Raw genomic sequence first — 20,047 nt, 5'->3', positions numbered from 1 at the left:
TATAAATTTCAGTGATTAAAACAGGCATTAATTGGTATCAGACCATTATTATTTATTCATAAGCATTTGCTAGAATCGTACATTCAAATAGAGATATTTATCTGTAAACCATTTATCTATCATCTATTATCAATTATCAATTATCTATCATCTGCTAATAAGCTCAACAAAACATTATGCTTACAAAAATCATTGAGTTTTCTGTAAAGAACAAACTCATCATTGCGCTGTTGGTTTTGGGATTGATAGGCATTGGTTCCTATCAGGTTACCAAACTTCCGATAGACGCAGTTCCCGATATCACCAATAATCAGGTTCAGGTCATCACCATTGCTCCTTCGTTTGGCGCAACAGATATCGAAAGACTCGTGACATTTCCCATAGAACAGGCGAACAATAACATTTCAGGATTAAAAGAGATCCGCAGTTTTTCACGATTCGGCTTATCGCTCGTTACCATCGTTTTCGAGGATGACGTCGATGTATACTGGGCAAGACAGCAGGTTGCAGAACGGCTGCAGCAGGTTCAGACCCAGATTCCGCAGGGAATAGGAACCCCCGAATTAGGTCCTATTTCCACAGGTTTAGGCGAAATCTTCCAGTACGTGATCCGTCCCGAAAAAGGCTACGAGAAAAAATACGACATTACAGAACTTCGCACCATTCAGGACTGGATCGTGAGAAGACAGCTTCTCGGTGTAAAAGGCGTTGCCGAAGTCAGCAGTTTCGGAGGAAAACTGAAACAATACGAAATTGCTGTAAATCCCGACAGATTAAACGCTTACGGAATCACCATCAACGATGTTTTCGATGCTTTAAACACCAATAACCAGAACACAGGAGGAGCTTATATCGAAAAAGGTCCCACTGTTTTATACATCCGAAGCGAAGGTCTGATCGGAAATATCGAAGACATCAAAAATATAGCAATCGCTTCCAAAACCAATGAAATTCCGCTGTTCATAAGAGATGTTGCAGAGGTGAAAACCAGTTTTGCAACACGATACGGCGCAATGACCTTCAATGATCAGGGAGAAGTTTCCGGAGCAGTGGTGATGATGCTGAAAGGCGAAAACAGCAATCAGGTCATTAAAAACGTAAAAGAAAAAATCGCACAGATCCAGAAAACCCTTCCGAAAGGAGTAGTGATAGAACCGTTCCTCGATCGTACCAAAATGGTAAACAACGCCATCGGAACCGTAGAGAAAAACCTTACAGAAGGCGCATTGATTGTTGTTTTTGTACTGGTTTTATTCCTCGGAAATGTACGCGCAGGATTGCTTGTGGCTTCCGTAATTCCTCTCGCTATGCTTTTTGCCATCTGTATGATGAATCTTTTCGGAGTCAGCGGAAACCTGATGAGTTTAGGTGCATTAGATTTTGGGTTAATTATCGATGGTGCGGTGATTATTGTAGAATCCGTCCTGCATCAGTTCAGTCATAATTCAAAATTCAAAAAAATATTCTCCGTTGGAAAAGAAGAAATGGACACTATTGTTACTGATTCTGCCGGAAAAATGATGAACAGTGCCGTTTTTGGTCAGATCATTATCCTTATTGTTTATCTTCCCATTCTTACCTTACAGGGAATTGAGGGGAAAATGTTCAAGCCAATGGCTCAGACGGTGGCTTTTGCTTTATTAGGCGCATTTTTACTTTCGTTAACCTACATTCCGATGATGAGTTCTTTGCTGTTGAGAAAAAGAAGCTCAAAACCGAGTTTATCCGACCGGATGATGAAAAAAGTAGAGAAAATCTATCTGAAAACATTACTTAAAATTTTAAGAGTTCCGAAAATGGTATTCTCCATCGTAGCAGTACTTTTTGTCTTGGCAATTTTCATTCTCAGCAGAATGGGAGGAGAATTTATTCCTTCCCTTGAAGAAGGAGATTTTGCGGTAGAAACCAGAGTTTTGCCGGGAAGTAATCTGAATACAACCATTGAAAGTACCCAAAAAGCCGCTCATATTCTGAAATCGAGATTTCCCGAAGTACAAAAAGTCGTGACAAAGATAGGAAGCGGCGAAGTTCCTACAGATCCGATGCCGATGGATGCAGCCGATTTAATGGTGATTCTGAAAGATAAAAAAGAATGGACTTCCGCATCTACATTTCCTGAACTGGCGGATAAAATGACCAAAGAATTACAGGATGTTCCCGGAGTAACGGTAAGTTTTCAGTTTCCGGTGCAGATGCGTTTCAATGAACTGATGACGGGAGCAAGACAGGATGTCGTGGTGAAGATTTTCGGAGATGATCTGGACGTTCTTTCCCAAAATGCCCAGAAACTTGGTAAAATTATTGAAACCGTAGACGGAGCGCAGAATCTTTACATCGAGCCGATTGCAGGAATGCCCCAGGTAACCATAGAATACAACCGTCCTGTTATTGCACAATATCATTTATCCATTTCCGACATCAATCGGATTGTGAATGCTGCATTTGCAGGGCAGAGTACAGGTCTCGTTTTCGAAGGCGAAAAACGTTTTGATATGGTCGTTCGTCTCGATTCCAAAGTTCGTAAAAATGTGGATGATATTAAAAATCTGCTCGTTCCGACTCCTTTCGGAAACCAGATTCCGCTTTCCCAGCTTGCAAAAGTTGAAGTAAAGAACGGCCCCAATCAAATTCAAAGAGAAAATGCACAACGCAGAATTGTCGTTGGATTCAATATTAAAGGAAGAGACGTTCAGAGCATCGTGGAAGAACTTCAGACTAAAGTAAACAAAGAGATAAAACTTCCGACAGGTTATTATATGACTTACGGAAGTTCTTTTGAAAACCTGAACAATGCAAAACAGCGTCTGATGATTGCCGTTCCGGTTGCTTTGGCGCTTATTTTCGTGATGCTGTTTTTAGCATTCGGCTCGGTGAAAGAAAGTCTGCTGATTTACACCGCAATTCCACTCTCAATTATTGGCGGTGTATTTCTTCTGGCTTTGAGAGGAATGCCTTTCAGCATCAGTGCAGGTATTGGATTCATCGCCCTTTTCGGAGTGGCGGTTCTCAACGGAATCGTTCTCATCTCAGAATTCAACAGATTATACAAAAGCGGAATCCGGAATATCGTAAGAATTGTAATTGATGGCGGAGAATCCAGACTTCGTCCGGTTCTGATGACGGCTTTCGTGGCATCTTTAGGATTTATTCCGATGGCATTAAGCAACGGAGCAGGAGCGGAAGTTCAGCGTCCGTTGGCAACTGTGGTGATCGGAGGTCTGCTCGTGGCAACCTTCCTTACCCTTTTTGTACTGCCACTTCTTTATGTAACCATTGAAAAAGGATTTAAAATGAAATCGCCATCATTTGGAAAACGCAAACGCCTATGAAGAAAACGCGATTACATATGACCTTTAAAAAACAATAAATATCTACATATGAAAAATAATCATAAAAATATAACGGCTGTATTGATTTTGCTGTTCAGCTTTGCAGGATTCGGACTGAAAGCGCAAACGCCAATCAATCTTCAGACTGCCATTAATACCGCATTGGAAAACAACAGAAATCTTAAAAACGAAAAACTGAAATCGGAATATTCCAAAGCTTTAATAAAATCGGCTAATGACATTCCGCAGACTGGTGTAACGTTCGATTACGGACAAATCAACAGTGCGTACAACGATATGAAATTTGGCGTTTCCCAGAATATTGCTTTTCCGACAGTGTATAAAAAGCAGAAAAATGTATACACCGAAGAATGGAAAAAATCTCTGCTGAATGTTTCCCTGAAAGAATATGAACTAAAAAAAGCAGTCAGTCTTACCTTTTACAACATTCTGTACTGGAAAGAAAAAGAAAAACTGCTGAATGAAATCCTGAAACTGTACACCGACTTTTCAGACAAAGCGAACCTCAGACTGAAAGCAGGAGAGAGCAATATTCTGGAAAAAACAACCGCTTCAAGCCAGAAATCGGCGATAGAAATTCAGTTAAAACAATTGCAGCAGGAATTAGCCGTTTTAAAGATCCAGTTTCAATGGCTTTTGAATACGGAAACAGATTTCATTCCCGAAGATTTAAAATCTTTTGTCAATTCTTTAAACGAAAAACTGGCAGATCATCCTTTGCTCAAAATCTGGGAACAGCAGAAAAACATTTCCGCAGAACAAATCGCACTGGAAAAAGCAAAAATGCTTCCCGGTCTGCAATTGGCGTATAATCTGAACAGTTTTAAAGGATTGGGTCCGGATGATAAATTGTATAATGCAACACCTCAGTTTCATTCGGTTCAGGTCGGTGTTTCGCTTCCGATATTTTCAGGAGGTCAGAAAGCGAGAATTGAAGCCGCAAAAGTAGCGCAGTCTGTTGCAGAAAGTGAACTGAAAAACGCTGAATTCAATCTTCAGAATCAGCTTAGAAAAGCCAGAGAAATCTATCAGTCCAATCTGGAAATTGTTTCAAAATATGAAAGTTCCAACCTTAAAAATGCAGATGTCATTACCGAAACGGCAAAAAGACAGTTTATCGGCGGAGAAATCAATTACCTTGAATTTGTGATCCTCGTGAATCAGGCAGTACAGCTTAAAAACAATTACACCGATGCAGTCTGGAAACTTAATCAAAGTGCCATTGAACTGGAATACCTTACTTTAAATCCGTAAAAAAATGAAATCAATTTCAATATATACCTTACTAATCAGCTTTTTTGTATTCATTCAATGTAAAAAAGAAGAAGCTCCCAAACAGGAAAAAAATATCCCGAAAGACGAAAATATAGTCACTTTAACGGATGCTCAGTTAAGAAATGCACCGATAGAAACAACCACACTTTCGTTACAGAATATCGCTTCAACCCTGAAATTAAACGGAATGATCGATGTTCCGCCTCAAAATCTGGTTTCTGTAAGCATTCCGCTTGGCGGTTATCTGAAATCCAGCAATCTTCTTCCGGGAATGCCGGTTTCCAGAGGTCAGGTGATTGCAGTGATTGAAAATCCGCAATTCATTCAGCTTCAGCAGGATTATCTGATGGCAAGATCCAAAGCACATTTTGCAGAACTGGATTACAACCGTCAGAAAACCCTGAACCAAAGTCAGGCAAGCAGCGACAAAGCGATGCAGCTCGCCCAGTCTGAAATGAACAGCCAGAGAATTTTAATGAATTCATTGGCGCAGCAGCTCAGACTCATCAATATCAATCCTGAAGCATTAAAATCAGGAAGCATTACGAAAAGCGTTCCTGTGTACAGCTCTATCAACGGTTTTGTAAGCAAAGTGAATGTGAACATCGGAAAATATGTAAATCCTTCGGATGTACTTTTTGAGCTTATTAATCCCGATGACATCCACCTGAATCTTAAAGTGTACGAAAAAGATCTGGAAAACCTGAAAAAAGGACAGCGTTTTGCAGCGTACACGAATGCAGATCCGAGCAAAAAATATTACGGGGAAATCCTTCTCATCAGCAAAGATATCAGTCAGGGCGGTTTGGTAGAAGTTCACTGTCATTTCGATAAATACGATCACAGTCTCGTTCCGGGAATGTATATGAATGCTGAAATTGAAACCAGCACCTCTTTTTCCAATGCGGTTCCGGAAGAAAGCATCGTGAATTTTGAAGGCAAAGACTTTGTGTTTGTTGAGGTTAAAAAACAGACGTACCGATTGACTCCGGTGACTTTAGGCGAAACGGAAAACGGTTTTATCCAGATTCTCAATTCTGATGATTTTAAGAATAAAAAGATCGTGACCAAAAATGCATACACGCTTTTGATGAAGCTTAAAAATACGGAGGAAGAAGAATAAATATTAAATTTAAAGTAATTTGATATAATTAATCGTCAGTTAAATATATAGAGTCTGTTTAAACTTTTTATTTAACCGCAAAAGTAAAAAAGATGAAGTAAACTTTTGAAGTCGCTTAGAGTAAAATAGCTTTGCTCCTTTAGAAGCAGAATCTGTGTAGAAATAAGAATGAGTGTATCAATCAATCCGTAGGATTGATATCTGTATACGATAAATGTTCTAAAGATAGCGTTCCTACGGAACGCCGGATATCTTCCGAATATGATTTCTACACAGATAAAACTTCAAAGAGTTTTCTAACATTTTACTTTAAACAACATTTTTATTTAAATATCTAATCATCGCATTATGATAATCTTTTGAGCTTATTGCGGATAATTCGGAAATTAGTTTAAACAATAAACTAAAGATGAACAATTTATTGAACATTGTAGCGTTATAATTCAGATTAATTTAAAATCATTCTTAACAGAAGATTTTATACCTTTGATTGGGTGAAAAAGTTGATTTCCATATTGTTGCTGTCCTTATATTTGGTTTCTACAACCGAGTTATATCAGCTTTTAAAAATACCAACTTTGGTAGAACATTACTGGGAACACAAAAATATGAATCCCGATATGCCTGTAATTGCATTTCTGAGGGCTCATTACGATCATCCTGCAAAAGACGGAGATTACGGTAAAGACAGAAAACTGCCGTTTGTAATTCATTCTGCACCGCTGAATTTGGTTTTTACCATCAATCCGGGCTTTTATTTTGAAACAAAAACGGAAAATTTCAGATCACTGAAATCGCATAAAATTCATTCAAAAGACGAAGATTTCTGCTACAAAGGATTCGCGGGATCAGTCTGGGAACCGCCGAAATCATTTTCTTAATCCATTTACAATCTGATTATATCATAATCAGAACACATCATTTATTCTAAAAAATCATTATAACATTTTACAGTAATGAAAACAATAGTTTCAGCCATACTTATGGTTGTATTTTCCTTTGGTTTCCACGCACAAAACAGACTGGAAATCGCAAAAAAAACCGCTGCAGAAAACAAAGAACTTATTCTGCTTAATTTTTCCGGTTCAGACTGGTGTATTCCGTGCATCAAGCTTCATAAAAACATCATTGAAACAGAAGATTTCAAAAAACTGGAATCCGATAAAGTGATCGTGTACATCAATGCAGATTTCCCGAGAAATAAGAAAAATCAGCTTTCTGCCGATCTTAAAAAAGAAAACGCTTCTCTTGCCGATGTTTACAATAAAAAAGGCTTGTTTCCGTACACGCTTTTATTAAATTCAGAAGGAAAAATTCTGAAAAGCTGGGAAGGACTGCCTTCTGAAAATGCACTGGCTTTCAGTAAAGAAATCAGAGAAATTAAGGAACATCAAAAATAATTGAAAAGTATGGTCAGAGAATTTAAAAGACCTCAGAAACTGATGGGGAACGCTTTTGAAATTACCGTTGTAAGTAATAATGAAAAACTTGCACAAGATCACATTGATGCAGCCATTGCCGAAATCAGAAGGATAGAAAAACTGCTGACAACCTTCAGCGATGACAGTCAGACTAATCTCATTAATCAAAATGCGGGATTAAAACCCGTGAAAGTAGACCGTGAGATTTTTGACCTCATTGAAAGAAGCTTACGAATCAGCAGAATTACAGACGGTTACTTCGATATTTCTTACGGCGGAATCGATAAAAGTTTCTGGAATTTCGACCGTGAAATGAAAGAACTTCCCAATCCTGAAAAAATAAAAGATCATCTGAAACTCGTTAATTATCAGAATATTATTCTCGATGGTGACAATCAGACCGTTTTCCTCAAAGAAAAAGGAATGCGCATCGGTTTTGGAGGAATCGGGAAAGGATATGCCGCAGAAATGGCGAAAAGAATTCTTCAGGAAAGAAATGTACACTCCGGAATTGTAAATGCTTCGGGCGATTTAACGACTTGGGGAAATCAGGCGGACGGAAAACCCTGGACTATAGGAATCGCCGATCCCGACAATGCAAAACAGCCTTTTTCTTATATGAATATTACGGATATGGCGGTCGCAACTTCAGGAAATTACGAGAAATTCGTGGTCATCAATGGTAAAAAATATTCTCATACCATCAATCCGAAAACAGGAATGCCGGTCTCGGGCGTAAAAAGTGTTACCGTATTTTGTCCCAACGCAGAAATTGCCGACGCAATGGCGACTCCCGTCAGTATTATGGGAATCGATGCCGTGCTCGGTATGATCAACCAGATCAATCATCTGGAGTGCATCATTATCGACGATGAGGACAGAATTTATTCATCTCAAAACATTAATTTAAAATAAAATGCTTTGTTATCAGAACAAAATTGAGTTAAATAAACACACAGTATCTGATTCAGAGTAAGGCAATTAAATCAACTTTAAAAACAGATCAATACAAATGACAGACCTTATAAAAAACAGTCAGAAGCTTTTCGGATATTTATTTGGGCAGCTTTCACCGTTTTCCACTCCCGCTTTTTTGCTCGTTCCTCACAAAAAGAGCTCCGTTCAAGCCGGGCTGCGAAGATTCAACGCTTTAAATTACAGAACAATTGCAGTTCTTTCGATATTGACAATTCCGTTTTTGAATTCCTGTACCACCGTAAAAGAATACGAAAAAAATAAACTCAACGATGCCGAAATGGTGCTCGGAAACCGAACAATCGAAAAGACCGAACTGAGCTTTCAGTCTTACAGAGAAGGTTCTTCAGGAGCCAATGCCGGAAAAGTGGGCGGTGGTTGCGGATGCAATTAAGAAAAGAGAATGGTAAAAATTTAATGTGATCTACAATGAAAAAAATAATCATAAGTGTTGTTGCTCTTTTCGGAATTTTTAATGCAAAAGCACAGGAAAACACAAATAACGAACAGCCCAAAAAGCTGACTTTTGATGAAGCTAATTTAGTTTCAAGTTACTACAAACAGGACGGAAACAATTCTGCCGTTACAGGAGGAATCGGCTCAGAAAAACTGACCGATGTTTCCAACACGATTGATGTAACGATGGTAAAATACGATAAAAAAGACCGTAAAAATAAATTCAATGTAAGTGTCGGGATCGATCATTATACTTCCGCATCTTCGGATATGATTGATCTGAAAGCGAATTCATCGGCTTCGCATGCAGACAACAGAATTTATCCTGCATTAAGCTGGAGCCGCGAAAATACCGAAAAAGGAACGACTTTAATGGCGGGAGTTTCTACCTCTTTCGAATTCGATTATGCATCTTACGGTGCAAACATCGGGTTTTCGCAAAAAACAGCGGACAGAATGGGAGAGTTCACGGCGAAATTTCAGACCTATCTCGATCAGGTAAAACTCATTGCTCCGATTGAATTGAGAACCAACGGAAGCACAGGCGGCGAACACGAAAACTACGGAACCAGCGGAAGAAATACCTTTGCTTTATCTTTAGCGTACTCACAGATCATCAATCAGAATTTTCAGGTTGAATTTCTGGCAGATGGAGTTCAGCAGACCGGATATTTAAGTTTACCTTTCCACAGGGTTTACTTTAATGATAAATCGGTTCATCAGGAAGCTTTGCCGGATAAAAGATTTAAAATTCCTTTGGGAGTAAGAGCCAATTATTTCTTGGGAGACAAAGTGATTCTGAGAGCGTATTACCGTTATTATACCGACGATTGGGGCTTGAAATCCAATACTTTCAGTCTGGAAACGCCTGTAAAGATTTCTCCGTTTGTTTCGGTAAGTCCTTTCTATCGTTACTATTCGCAGACTGCAGCTAAATATTTTGCGCCTTATCAGCAGCATACCGCTTTTGACGATTTCTACACCAGTAATTACGATCTGTCCAAATTCGACAGCCATTTTTATGGGGCAGGAATCAGAATCAGTCCGAAGAACGGTTTATTCGGCGTAGAAAGACTGAATATGCTGGAAATACGATACGGACATTACACAAAATCCATCGGAATGAAGTCTGATATTATTTCGTTAAATTTAAGGTTTAAATAAAAAATCAGTTTAATTTTGACTTGTTAACACATTTAGCAAGTCATTTTTTTTAACTTAAAAACTAAAGCATATGCATCATCAGTTGGAAAAACATTATGTAAACAGAGTAGGCTGGCTTCGTGCAGCGGTTTTGGGTGCGAATGACGGATTGTTATCAACCACAAGTATCGTTATTGGTGTTGCCGCTGCTTCACCGGACAGAAATACGATTGTCCTTGCCGCACTTGCCGGAATGATTGCAGGAGCCATGTCTATGGCTGCAGGCGAATATGTATCGGTAAGTTCGCAGGAAGATACCGAAAAAGCAGATCTCCTTCGCGAAAAACGTGAACTTGAAGAAATGCCCGAAGTTGAACTTCTGGAACTGGCTAAAATTTATGAAAAAAGAGGCGTAAGCAAAGAAATAGCTTTGAAAGTAGCTACAGAACTTACGGAACACGATGCTTTGGCAGCTCACGCTCATGACGAACTGGGAATTAATGAAATTACACAGGCAAAACCATTACAGGCAGCTTTGGCGTCATTCGGTTCTTTTGCTTTGGGAGCGTTACTGCCGTTTATCGTTTCACTGGTGGCTCCCTTAAAGGAAATGGTGTATTTTCAATATGGCTTTTCTATTATATTTCTGATGATTCTGGGCGCTATTTCAGCAAGAACAGGAGGCTCAAAAATAGGAATCGCCGTTCTCAGAATTTGTTTCTGGGGAACGGTTGCGATGGGAATTACGGCTTTAATAGGGCATCTTTTCGGGGTTACGGTAGCTTAAAAGAAAAAAAAAGATGAGGGTTGGATTTTTCCAGCCCTTTTTTTGATTTAAAAAATCAGAAAATTAAAAATATAGCCTCATCACTTTTATCAAGTAATTTGATTTTAGCGTATTCAGATTTAAAAATTAAATCATAGTTTTTGTACATTCAACCAAGATAATTCTGCTCTGAAATAAAGAGACTTAAGATGAAACATGATAATTTTCATGTTCTTTTATTGTAAAGTGTAAAACTTTTCACAGAATAATAATTATTTTTGCGTGTTAATTTTATTAATTCTAAATAAATTTAGTTTACACTTTGGCTCCCAAATGAAAAGAAAAATTGCAAGCGCTATACTGATATGTGGACTGACGTCTTTAAAAGCTCAGGATCTTAAGGCTGATAACGATTCGGTAAAAACCCAGATGATTACAGAAGTAATTGTAACATCCTCTTACGGAACAAAGAAGTTAAAGGAAGAGGTAGTGGGATCTATCGTGAGTTTAACCGAAAAAGATATTGTAACAACTCAGCCTTTTGAAAGCATTGATAAAATGATTATGGGACTTACGCCCGGGGTTCAGATTGTTAATAATACGGAATTGGGGAAAGCCGTAAACATCAATATCCGTGGTTTGGGAAGTATCATTTCATTGAACGGATTAACCGGTACATCAACACAGCCGCTGATTATTGTTGACGGAATTATCATCAGAGAAGATATGGCGTTTGATGCTTCGTATTTTAACGGAGGATCTATTGCTGAAATGAATATCAATCCTTTGGCAAGATTTAATTCAGATAATATTGAAAGCATCAATATCCTGAAAGATGCAGCTGCAGTAGCTTTGTATGGAGCAGAGTCTGCTAATGGGGTGATTCTCATTACGACCAAGAAGGGAAAGAAAGGAAAGCCTTCCTATACATTTAGTACGCAATACGGAGTTTCCCAAAGCATCAATAAAATTAAATATCTCAACGGGCAGCAGTACGCCCAGGTGTTCAGCGATTACAATAAAAATAACAGTGCCAACGGAACAGGCAGCTATGTCTGGAACGGAACAGATGTAGACTGGTTCGAGGTAATGAATGGAAACGGAGATTTTTTCCGAACCAATTTTACGGCCAGCGGAGGAGGAAAATATTTTAATTATCGGGTAGGGCTGGATTATTCAAAAAACAATGAGTCTAAAATTCTCAATTCGCTGGAAAAAAAAGGAATTGACGTTTCTTTGGGATTTAACTACAAAAAGCTGAAGATAAATCTTTACGCTGCCTATAACAATTTTTTTAAACAGCAGCCCAATACATATTTTAATTTTATACTGGCTCCGGACAGAGCGATATATCAGACAAACGGAGACTATGCACTTTCCGGAAATAACGGAGTTCCCAATCCTCTGGCTGCAGCCAATCAGAATATCCTGAATGTTGATAATAATTCTCTGCTTTCCAGTCTTAATGTCAGTTACGATTTGGCAAAAGGGCTAAAAATAAGCAGTCTATTCGGAGTGGATATATCCAAAAAAAATAATGTCGACTGGAAATCAGGACTTAACCAAAGCGGAATTTCAAATAATAATTATGGGAGAAGCCGTTTGTATATTTCAGATGCTTTTAACTGGAACTGGAGTGCCCACATTTCTTATGAGAAAAACTTCGCAGGAAAAAATCATATTGACGGTATTGCAGGTTTTGAACTTAGAAAGAATAAAGACTCTAAAACAGCTCATATAGGAAGCAATTTTTCCGATTACTCCACTTATCAGGAACCTATGATCGGAAAGACATACACCTATAGTTCGCTAACGCGCCAAAATACGGGGAGAAGTACTTTCGGACAGCTTAACTATGATTATGATAAAAAATACTTTCTTTCTGCCAGTATCAGAAGGGATGAAAGCTCCACTTTTGGTCCGGATACCAATGCCTCTACCAATGGTGCAATAGGAACCTCATGGGTTTTATCGAATGAAAATTTTCTTAAGTCCAATAATATCATCAGCTTCCTGAGGCTGCGTGCATCTTGGGGAATCACAGGAAATTCGAGAATAGGAAGTTACCGCTCTTCAGGGCTTTATACAGTTTCTCAAAACGGATTTATTTACGATTACGATTATGCATATCCTGAATCTTCATCGCCTCCCAACAGGCTTCTTTCGTGGGAAAAAAATGAAAAATGGAATATGGGTCTGGACTTCAGTTTTTTCAAAAAGGTAGATTTTACCGTTGAGGTTTTCCGGAATAATCTTTCAGATATTATTGTTTCAAGAGAAGTTCCGCTGGAGACAGGATATTCTTCAGCAGAAATTAACGGTGCGGCAATGTACAACAAAGGGTTTGAAATTTCTATGCGCGGAAACTGGATCTCCAACAAAAATTTCAGATGGAATACTTCATTCAATATTTCAAAGGTTGAAAATAAAGTTACGGATATGCTGGGTTTGGAAGATAGCTTTTCCAGTGCATCACTAGCCAGAGCCCAAAAAATCGGAGCGTCAACATCGGCAATCTGGGGATATCAGTGGCTCGGAATAAATCCGGCAAACGGACAGGATATGTTTTTGGTAAACGGAGAAGTGAAAGATGCCAATCAGTTCACGCCGGATTCTTCTACTTATACAATCATTGGAAATTCTCAACCGGATTTTATCGGCGGTTTCAGTAATTCTTTAAGCTATAAAAGATTCACGCTGTCTTTTCTCGTTAATTTTGAAATAGGAGGAGATGTTTTGGTACAGGGTGAACTGATAGATAAATACAGTATTCTTTTCAACAGGAACATGAGTGTAAATGCACTTGATTATTGGAAAAATCCCGGAGATAATGCCCTGAATCATAAACCTACAAGCAAGGCAACTATTGCCAACAGCAGCAAATATGTTTATGATAATACCTTTGTGAAACTTCAGAACATCAGCCTTAATTATCAGCTTCCTGTTAATGTCATTAAAAAAAGTTTTATAAAATCTGCAAGTATATTTATGGACTGTACCAATGTGCTGTACTGGTACAGACAAAAATCGCCGGAAGGAAGAAATGGCATCAGAGAGTTCAGATATTTATATCCGGAAATGAAAACATTCAGCTTTGGATTCAAAGTTAATTTTTAATTATCAGCATTATGAAAAAAACAATTTTTACCATTATATTCTTAATCAGTTTATCGTCATGCAGAGATTTTCTTTATAACGAACCGGTTGAGAGTGTTTCTATCAATGAGCAGCTCGGAACAAAAACCGGAATGCTCGAATCTTTAAACGGAGCCTATTATCAGCTAAGATCCACCTATTTTCTGGAACCGGCTATTACTTACGGAGACCTGTTGTCTGGTAATTTCAAATTTTCTCCGGCTACATCCGGGAATATTTCAATAGATTCCCAAGTTTCCAATATATATCAGTTTGATGATCAGAAGACAGAAAGTGATCTAGCCTATTTCTACAGCAATATGTATCAGCTTATTAATAATGTGAATCTTATTCTGCAGTATGCAGACAATTTAACAGATGCAACCCTTTCTGAAATAAGCGAAATAAAAGCGGAAGCATTGGGAATGAGAGCTTTTGCGCATTTTCAGTTGTATAAATATTACGCTCAGAATTACAGCTACACAGCAGATGCCTCTCACCTCGGAATCGTTTATAACTTAAAACCGCTGAAAGTGGGAGTAGACTATCCGTCCAGAAAAACCGCAGCAGAAACATTTGTTCTGTTGGAAAATGACGTTGAGCAGGCTCTATCACTTTTTCAGTCCGAAAAAGCAATTCCGGCAGGATTAAAGAAAAACTTTCTCACCGCAAATGCGGTTAAACTGTTAGCTTCAGAAATTGCCCTTTGGAAAGGAGACTGGCAAAAAGCCATTAATTACAGTAATGATTTGATTACAAATTCTTCATACACTCTTACTCCAGGCAACGAAATGGCGGATAATTGGGCTGTCTCGGAATCTATCTTTGAACTTGCCAATGACAGTAATAATGATTTTCCTGCTTCACAGCTCTATAACTTTATAAGTTCCGGAAGCAAATCCAGCTATGTAGCTTCTCATGATGTTTACAACCTATTTTCTTCTTCAGATAAAAGAAAAACTCTTTTTGAAACCAAAAATCTTGCAACAAAGATTTCGGGAGTATCGGTATCTCTTCCTTACCACTTTACAAGAAAATATAAAATAAAAACCGGTAGTTTAATCTATCGTCTCACGCTGGCTTATTTTATTCGGGCAGAAGCAGCATTTCATGCAGGAAATAATATACAGGCACTTAATGATATCAATACCATTAGAAACAGGGCAGGACTCACAAGTCTTACCAATATCTCTCTCGATGCCATTCTCGAAGAAAAAAGAAAAGAATTTATTTTTGAGAATCAGTATTTCTTTGATCTGATGAGAAATCATAAAAATATTGTGAGAAATGATGGCTGTATATCCTTAAACTGTAATCCTGCCTATCCCAATAATAAATTTGTAGCTCCTATTCCTCAGGCAACAATAAGTGTTAATTCTGCTATGCAGCAGAATCCGGGATATTAAATAACGGTTTTTTTTAGAGCCTTTCTCATATTCTGTTAGACGTTGAAACGGTTGTCCAAAATTTTTTATATCAGGAAAAAACAGATGAACTTTACAGCGACAGTAAGAATCATGATGAAAACTTGTTTAAACTAATTTCAGAATTAACCGCAAAAGGGACAAAAGAAAATGTTAAAGCGAGTTTCCAGAATAATCAAAGCGCTCAAAAGAATAAAAATCAAAGATTTTTAAAAACTATTGTGAGCTTTTTCATTTATAATGATCAGCTTTAAATAAAAAAATAGTAGATCTTTTGTGACTTTTGAGGTTAAATAAAAGTTTAAGCTAAGCAGACTTTTAATAAAAATAAACAGAAGAAATATTTTAATTCATCAATTTTCAATGTTACTTTAAACGTTATTTATTCAGGAAAGAACTGCTTTTAAAATTAAAATTAAAAATCTAAAAAGATTTATATTATTAAAAATTACCTACGCAAAATTAAACTTAAGGTGGAAATATCACCGTTTATAATCATTAATTTTGCTTAAAATTATCAGGAAAAATGAAGAATGCATTGAGTTGGACATTAATTGTATGTGTAAGTATTTTCTTACTTAATAATTGTAAAACCACGCTACATAAAGATATTTCTCAGGATCAGTCATTTATCAGCAAAATCAGAAAGCTGTATTCCTCCGGAGATCCTTCTTTGTGGCCGAAGCCCGAGCTTAACGAACTTGCTGTTCCTCATTTTTCAGAAATCGGGCACCTTCCCAAAGTTAAGTTTCCTGAAAATAATCCCTATTCTAAAGAAAAAGTCCTCCTCGGAAAAACACTTTTTTATGATCCCAGACTTTCCGGTTCCAACCAGATTGCCTGTGCTTCCTGTCATGATCCGGAACTGGGATGGACGGATAACAAAACACAGTCTTTTGGCCATGACCGACAGTTGGGAACCAGAAACGCTATGACCATTATGAACATCGCATTTGCGAAATCATTATTCTGGGACGGAAGAGCTGAAAGCATAGAACAGCAGTCTCAGATGCCCATACAGGATCATAAAGAAATGAATGAGCATATTGATATTGCAACAGACAAGATTGCAAAAATTAAAGGATATGAATCGCTTTTTGAAAGAGCATTCGGTACCAAAACCGTTACAAAAGAAAAGATTGCAATGGCAATAGCTACTTTTGAGAGAACATTAATGAGCCCTCAGACAAAATTTGATAAATTCATTGATGGTCAGTCAGATGCATTTACAGATGACGAGGTTGCCGGAATGCATCTTTTCAGGACAAAAGGACAATGCATGAACTGTCATAATTCAGGATATTTTTCCAATAATCAGTTTGAGAATGACGGAACCGGTCTTCTGGGATCCAGACAGGAAGATTTGGGAAGATATAAAGTAACCGGTGATCCTTCGGATGCAGGGAAATTCAGAGTGCCTACTTTGCGGGAGATCACCAGAACAGGTCCCTGGATGCATAACGGAGCTTTTGGTACTTTAAGAGATGTATTGACATTTTACAATGGAGGAAATCCGGAGCCGCCTAAAAAAAGAGCAACTGTACACAATGGAGTACAGTTGGTTTCGAAAAAATCGGCGATGCTGAAACCTTTACATTTAACCGAGAAAGAAATAAGTCAGATAGAAGCATTTCTAGCTACCCTGAGTACAAGAACTCAAAGATTGGTTCCTCCCGGCTTACCCAAATAATTTAACTGAATTTATAAATGTGAGCTTTTATAATTATTACAAACTATTGAATATCTTTATTTTTTGATAATCACTTTTTAATGGTTGTGAAATATCATCAGGACAAGTTTGGAGCTTATCTCCAAAAAAATGATATTTCAAAATAAATAATGAGCTACTCATAAAGTAGCTTTTATTGTAATTTTAAAATTCAATTATTCCTCATCCCTTTCCGCCAAAGACTCCTTCAGTTTCAGCAGTTCAGCCTTCACAAATTCCAGCCTGTCGATGATGGTAATGGTTTCGGAGATCTTGCTGTTGGTGGTTAAAGCGATTTTGGCACCGTCCAAAGTGTAGCCCTTTTCTTTTACGAGATGATAAATGATCTGAAGATTTTTGATGTCTTCCGGAGTGAAATACCGGTTGCCTTTTTTGTTCTTTTTAGGCTTAATGATAGGGAATTCCTGTTCCCAATAACGTATTAATGAAGTATTTACATCAAAAGCTTTCGCTACTTCTCCTATTGAATAATACAGTTTATCAGGTAAATTTATCTTCATTTTTAGAATCGTAATGGTCAAAGATAAAAATTTTTTAAATCCCACAGCAAATTCAGAAGCCAAAAGTTCTTTTTTTACTTTGTAAATCAGGGGATAAAAGTCATTTTTATAGTACAGGAAGTTTTATTGTTTTTGTTATTTTTGAAGGATAAAAATTTCTAAAAAATTGAACTCTATCTCTGTTCTGCATATCAATCTTTTTCAACCGGGTAAAAACACTTCGGATTTTTATTTTAACCGAATGAAAGAACATCTGGTTTTGGGACACAGGCATATTGAAAAACCGCACCGTCATGATTTTTATGCCACAATTCTCTTTACCAAAGGAAGCGGAACGCATGAAATCGATTTTCAAAGATATGACGTTTCGGCAGGAAGCTTATTTTTTATGTCTCCGGGACAGATTCACAGTTGGGAACTCTCTGAGGATATCGACGGATATATTTTTTTCTGCTCACAGGATTTTTACGAAATGCATTACGTCAATCAGAAGCTCAGAAGTTTTCCCTTTTTCGGATCGGTTAATTTCCCCAGAAAATTGCAGCTTACTGAAACGGAACTAAGTGAAAATAATCACCTTTTTGCAGTATTAGAAAAAGAATATCATCTTCAAAACGTGATGAAAAATGGTTTTATCCTTTCACTGATGTCACAGATTTTTATCCACGCAACAAGAGCTTTTTCAAAAGAGCTGGGAAAAGAAAATTCTGAGGTTAATATTTCTTACTTTAAACATTATCAGCAGTTTGAAAATCTTATTGAAGAGTATTTTGCAAAAGAAAAATCCGTTGCTTTCTATGCTTCTTTATTGGAAATTTCATCCAAACATTTAAACAGAATTACCAGAACGGTCGTTCAGAAAACAGCGACTGACGTTATTACAGAAAGGATAATTCTGGAAGCCAAAAGAATGCTTATGTATCTTGATGAAAGCCTTACAGAAATTGCCTTTCGCCTTGGTTTCGAAGAATATTCCTATTTTGTGAGAGTCTTCCGGAAAACTTCTGGCATGACTCCCACGCAATTTATTAAAAAATATAAAGCTTAATTTTTGTTGATGATTGTCCGTTTTTCGTTGTGAATTTTAACTCCAAAATCTTCTCTCAAACTCTCAAACTCTCAAACTCAATACCTACAATACCAATTGAAAAGGTCCTTCAAATACCGTGTCGAAAGAATCTACGAGATTTCCTTTTTCGTCAAAAACGCCAATCGTCATATTCTGTTTCGAAAACCGGATCTCTTTTTCAGGGAAAGAAATATTGATATTTCCTTTTAAGATCTGATCCCCTTTCAATATAATTTTTTCATTGCCAAAGAAATTGATTTCCGCATTCTTAGGATTCAAGACTTTTATGGTGAGTGTTTTCTTTTCGTTGGATTTGTTTAAAAGCGTATAAATAAAAGTATTTGTAATTTTTCCGTTTTTAATGAAAAATGTTGATCCTGCCGGTTTTATGAATTTCGCTTCCATGGAACCTCTGTCATACATCAGAAATCCTAAAAATCCGATCAGTAAACCTAAAATCACCGTTGTTGCCTTCATTCTTCCGGTAAATTTGAATTTTTCCTGATTTTCAATTTCCGCTTCTGTGGCATAACGGATCAGCCCTTTCGGAAGACCTACTTTTACCATAATTTCGTCACACACATCAATACAGGCGGTGCAGTTTACGCATTCCAGTTGCTGTCCGTTTCGGATGTCAATTCCTGTAGGACAGACAACAACACATTGATTACAGTCTATACAATCTCCTTTTCCGAAGGCTTTTCGGTCTTCGTCTTTTTTCCATTTGGAGCGGTTTTCACCTCTTTTAAAATCATAATAAACGTTGATGGTCTGTTTATCGATCAGAACGCCCTGCAATCTTCCGTACGGACAAACCAAAGTACAAACCTGCTCTCTCAGCCACGAAAAAACAAAATAGAAAACCGCAGTGAAACAGATCATCGCAAGAAACTTCAGCGGATTTTCTGCGGGACCTTCGGTGATGATTCTGAAAACTTCTTCATAACCAACAATATACATGAACATGAAATTCGTAATCACCACAGAAAGAACGGCGTAAACAGACCATTTGGTGAGCCTTTTTCTTATTTTTTCGCTGTTCCATTCCTGTCGGTCCAGCTTCATCTGTTTATTACGGTCGCCCTCGATCCAGTATTCTATTTTCCGAAAAACCCCTTCCATAAAAATGGTCTGCGGACAAAGCCAGCCACAGAAAATCCTTCCGAAAACAACGGTGAAAAGCATCACAAAAATAACGGAAGTGACGGCTCCAAGTGCTAAAATGAAAAAATCCTGCAGATAAAACGGCTGTCCGAAAATAAAAAATTTTCTGTCGATAACATTAAATAAAAGAAAAGGATTATGGTTGATTTTCACAAAAGGTAAAGTGAAAAATACTGCTAAAAGCAAATAAGTTACATAATCTCTGTAGTTGGTGAATTTTCCTTTGGGTTTTCTGGGATAGACCCATTTTCTTCTTCCGGTTTCGTCCATTGTTCCTACGGAATTCCGGAAGCTTTCCTCATAAAGTTCCAGAGCCTGAAAATTGCTGTTTTGTGTGTTCATCGTTTCGGTATTATCTGAAAATTCGGGTGAGAAACATTTAAACCCTGTTAAATGCTCATTTCAAATATTTTTTACTTGAATCCTGTAGTGTTTTTCACTGATGCAAAGCTCTGCAATAATTGTTTCCGGAACTAATATGATCTGCTTCTGAAATAGTACAATTCGGACATTTTAG

At 37.5% G+C, this 20,047-nt stretch carries 15 protein-coding genes; 13 read left to right on the top strand and 2 right to left on the bottom strand.

Features of this window, described 5'->3' with window-relative positions:
- Nucleotides 1–176 precede the first annotated feature (176 nt).
- From B0E34_RS16215 to B0E34_RS16165, 12 genes are all read left to right on the top strand, one after another.
- On the top strand, nt 177–3,329 hold the full coding sequence (locus tag B0E34_RS16215) for an efflux RND transporter permease subunit (RefSeq protein ID WP_371263853.1): 3,153 nt from the start codon (nt 177–179) through the stop codon (nt 3,327–3,329).
- A 48-nt stretch (nt 3,330–3,377) separates the two neighbouring features.
- Nucleotides 3,378–4,604, top strand: a complete 1,227-nt coding sequence (locus tag B0E34_RS22015) for a TolC family protein (protein ID WP_371263852.1) — start codon at nt 3,378–3,380, stop codon at nt 4,602–4,604.
- A gap of 4 nt (nt 4,605–4,608) precedes the next feature.
- Nucleotides 4,609–5,748, top strand: a complete 1,140-nt coding sequence (locus tag B0E34_RS16210) for an efflux RND transporter periplasmic adaptor subunit (protein WP_087711131.1) — start codon at nt 4,609–4,611, stop codon at nt 5,746–5,748.
- 494 nt (nt 5,749–6,242) lie between these two features.
- Complete coding sequence (locus B0E34_RS16205; RefSeq protein WP_087711129.1) at nt 6,243–6,629, top strand: hypothetical protein; 387 nt, start codon at nt 6,243–6,245, stop codon at nt 6,627–6,629.
- Between the two features lie 75 nt (nt 6,630–6,704).
- Nucleotides 6,705–7,148, top strand: a complete 444-nt coding sequence (locus B0E34_RS16200) for a thioredoxin family protein (RefSeq protein WP_087711127.1) — start codon at nt 6,705–6,707, stop codon at nt 7,146–7,148.
- 9 nt (nt 7,149–7,157) lie between these two features.
- Entirely contained in the window at nt 7,158–8,084 is a 927-nt protein-coding gene (locus tag B0E34_RS16195) for an FAD:protein FMN transferase (RefSeq protein WP_087711125.1), read from the top strand.
- A 97-nt stretch (nt 8,085–8,181) separates the two neighbouring features.
- A complete protein-coding gene (locus B0E34_RS22555; protein ID WP_442547608.1) occupies nt 8,182–8,538 on the top strand; it encodes a DUF4266 domain-containing protein in 357 nt (118 codons plus the stop codon).
- Nucleotides 8,539–8,573: 35 nt separating this feature from the next.
- Nucleotides 8,574–9,764: a DUF3570 domain-containing protein gene (locus tag B0E34_RS16185; protein ID WP_087711123.1), complete on the top strand. Its 1,191-nt coding sequence runs from the start codon at nt 8,574–8,576 to the stop codon at nt 9,762–9,764.
- Nucleotides 9,765–9,834: 70 nt separating this feature from the next.
- Nucleotides 9,835–10,530 carry a VIT1/CCC1 transporter family protein gene (locus B0E34_RS16180; protein WP_087711121.1) on the top strand — a complete coding sequence of 232 codons (696 nt, stop codon included), beginning with the start codon at nt 9,835–9,837 and terminating at the stop codon, nt 10,528–10,530.
- A gap of 312 nt (nt 10,531–10,842) precedes the next feature.
- On the top strand, nt 10,843–13,626 hold the full coding sequence (locus tag B0E34_RS16175; RefSeq protein ID WP_087711119.1) for a SusC/RagA family TonB-linked outer membrane protein: 2,784 nt from the start codon (nt 10,843–10,845) through the stop codon (nt 13,624–13,626).
- Nucleotides 13,627–13,637: 11 nt separating this feature from the next.
- A complete protein-coding gene (locus B0E34_RS16170) occupies nt 13,638–15,050 on the top strand; it encodes a RagB/SusD family nutrient uptake outer membrane protein (RefSeq protein ID WP_087711117.1) in 1,413 nt (470 codons plus the stop codon).
- A gap of 544 nt (nt 15,051–15,594) precedes the next feature.
- Nucleotides 15,595–16,758 (top strand): cytochrome-c peroxidase, encoded by a 1,164-nt coding sequence (locus B0E34_RS16165; RefSeq protein WP_087711115.1) that lies wholly within the window; start codon nt 15,595–15,597, stop codon nt 16,756–16,758.
- A gap of 194 nt (nt 16,759–16,952) precedes the next feature.
- On the opposite strand, the gene B0E34_RS16160 is transcribed toward B0E34_RS16165, so the two are convergent.
- A complete protein-coding gene (locus B0E34_RS16160; RefSeq protein WP_076392608.1) occupies nt 16,953–17,297 on the bottom strand; it encodes a MerR family transcriptional regulator in 345 nt (114 codons plus the stop codon).
- A 166-nt stretch (nt 17,298–17,463) separates the two neighbouring features.
- On the opposite strand from B0E34_RS16160, the gene B0E34_RS16155 reads away from it, so the two are divergent.
- Complete coding sequence (locus tag B0E34_RS16155; RefSeq protein ID WP_087711113.1) at nt 17,464–18,345, top strand: AraC family transcriptional regulator; 882 nt, start codon at nt 17,464–17,466, stop codon at nt 18,343–18,345.
- A gap of 84 nt (nt 18,346–18,429) precedes the next feature.
- On the opposite strand, the gene ccoG is transcribed toward B0E34_RS16155, so the two are convergent.
- On the bottom strand, nt 18,430–19,872 hold the full coding sequence (gene ccoG, locus B0E34_RS16150; protein WP_087711111.1) for a cytochrome c oxidase accessory protein CcoG: 1,443 nt from the start codon (nt 19,870–19,872) through the stop codon (nt 18,430–18,432).
- Nucleotides 19,873–20,047 lie beyond the last annotated feature (175 nt).

It is taken from the genome of Chryseobacterium mucoviscidosis (genome assembly GCF_002177115.1).
Taxonomy (GTDB): domain Bacteria; phylum Bacteroidota; class Bacteroidia; order Flavobacteriales; family Weeksellaceae; genus Chryseobacterium; species Chryseobacterium mucoviscidosis.
This window is presented reverse-complemented; position numbering and strand designations above follow the sequence as displayed.

What these genes read in the sequence shown, in the direction of transcription:
- B0E34_RS16215 (WP_371263853.1), top strand. Translation starts at nt 177, where the DNA reads ATGCTTACAAAAATCATTGAGTTTTCTGTAAAGAACAAACTCATCATT.
- B0E34_RS22015 (WP_371263852.1), top strand. Translation starts at nt 3,378, where the DNA reads ATGAAAAATAATCATAAAAATATAACGGCTGTATTGATTTTGCTGTTC.
- B0E34_RS16210 (WP_087711131.1), top strand. Translation starts at nt 4,609, where the DNA reads ATGAAATCAATTTCAATATATACCTTACTAATCAGCTTTTTTGTATTC.
- B0E34_RS16200 (WP_087711127.1), top strand. Translation starts at nt 6,705, where the DNA reads ATGAAAACAATAGTTTCAGCCATACTTATGGTTGTATTTTCCTTTGGT.
- B0E34_RS16195 (WP_087711125.1), top strand. Translation starts at nt 7,158, where the DNA reads ATGGTCAGAGAATTTAAAAGACCTCAGAAACTGATGGGGAACGCTTTT.
- B0E34_RS22555 (WP_442547608.1), top strand. Translation starts at nt 8,182, where the DNA reads ATGACAGACCTTATAAAAAACAGTCAGAAGCTTTTCGGATATTTATTT.
- B0E34_RS16185 (WP_087711123.1), top strand. Translation starts at nt 8,574, where the DNA reads ATGAAAAAAATAATCATAAGTGTTGTTGCTCTTTTCGGAATTTTTAAT.
- B0E34_RS16180 (WP_087711121.1), top strand. Translation starts at nt 9,835, where the DNA reads ATGCATCATCAGTTGGAAAAACATTATGTAAACAGAGTAGGCTGGCTT.
- B0E34_RS16175 (WP_087711119.1), top strand. Translation starts at nt 10,843, where the DNA reads ATGAAAAGAAAAATTGCAAGCGCTATACTGATATGTGGACTGACGTCT.
- B0E34_RS16170 (WP_087711117.1), top strand. Translation starts at nt 13,638, where the DNA reads ATGAAAAAAACAATTTTTACCATTATATTCTTAATCAGTTTATCGTCA.
- B0E34_RS16165 (WP_087711115.1), top strand. Translation starts at nt 15,595, where the DNA reads ATGAAGAATGCATTGAGTTGGACATTAATTGTATGTGTAAGTATTTTC.
- B0E34_RS16160 (WP_076392608.1), bottom strand. Translation starts at nt 17,297, where the DNA reads ATGAAGATAAATTTACCTGATAAACTGTATTATTCAATAGGAGAAGTA.
- ccoG (WP_087711111.1), bottom strand. Translation starts at nt 19,872, where the DNA reads ATGAACACACAAAACAGCAATTTTCAGGCTCTGGAACTTTATGAGGAA.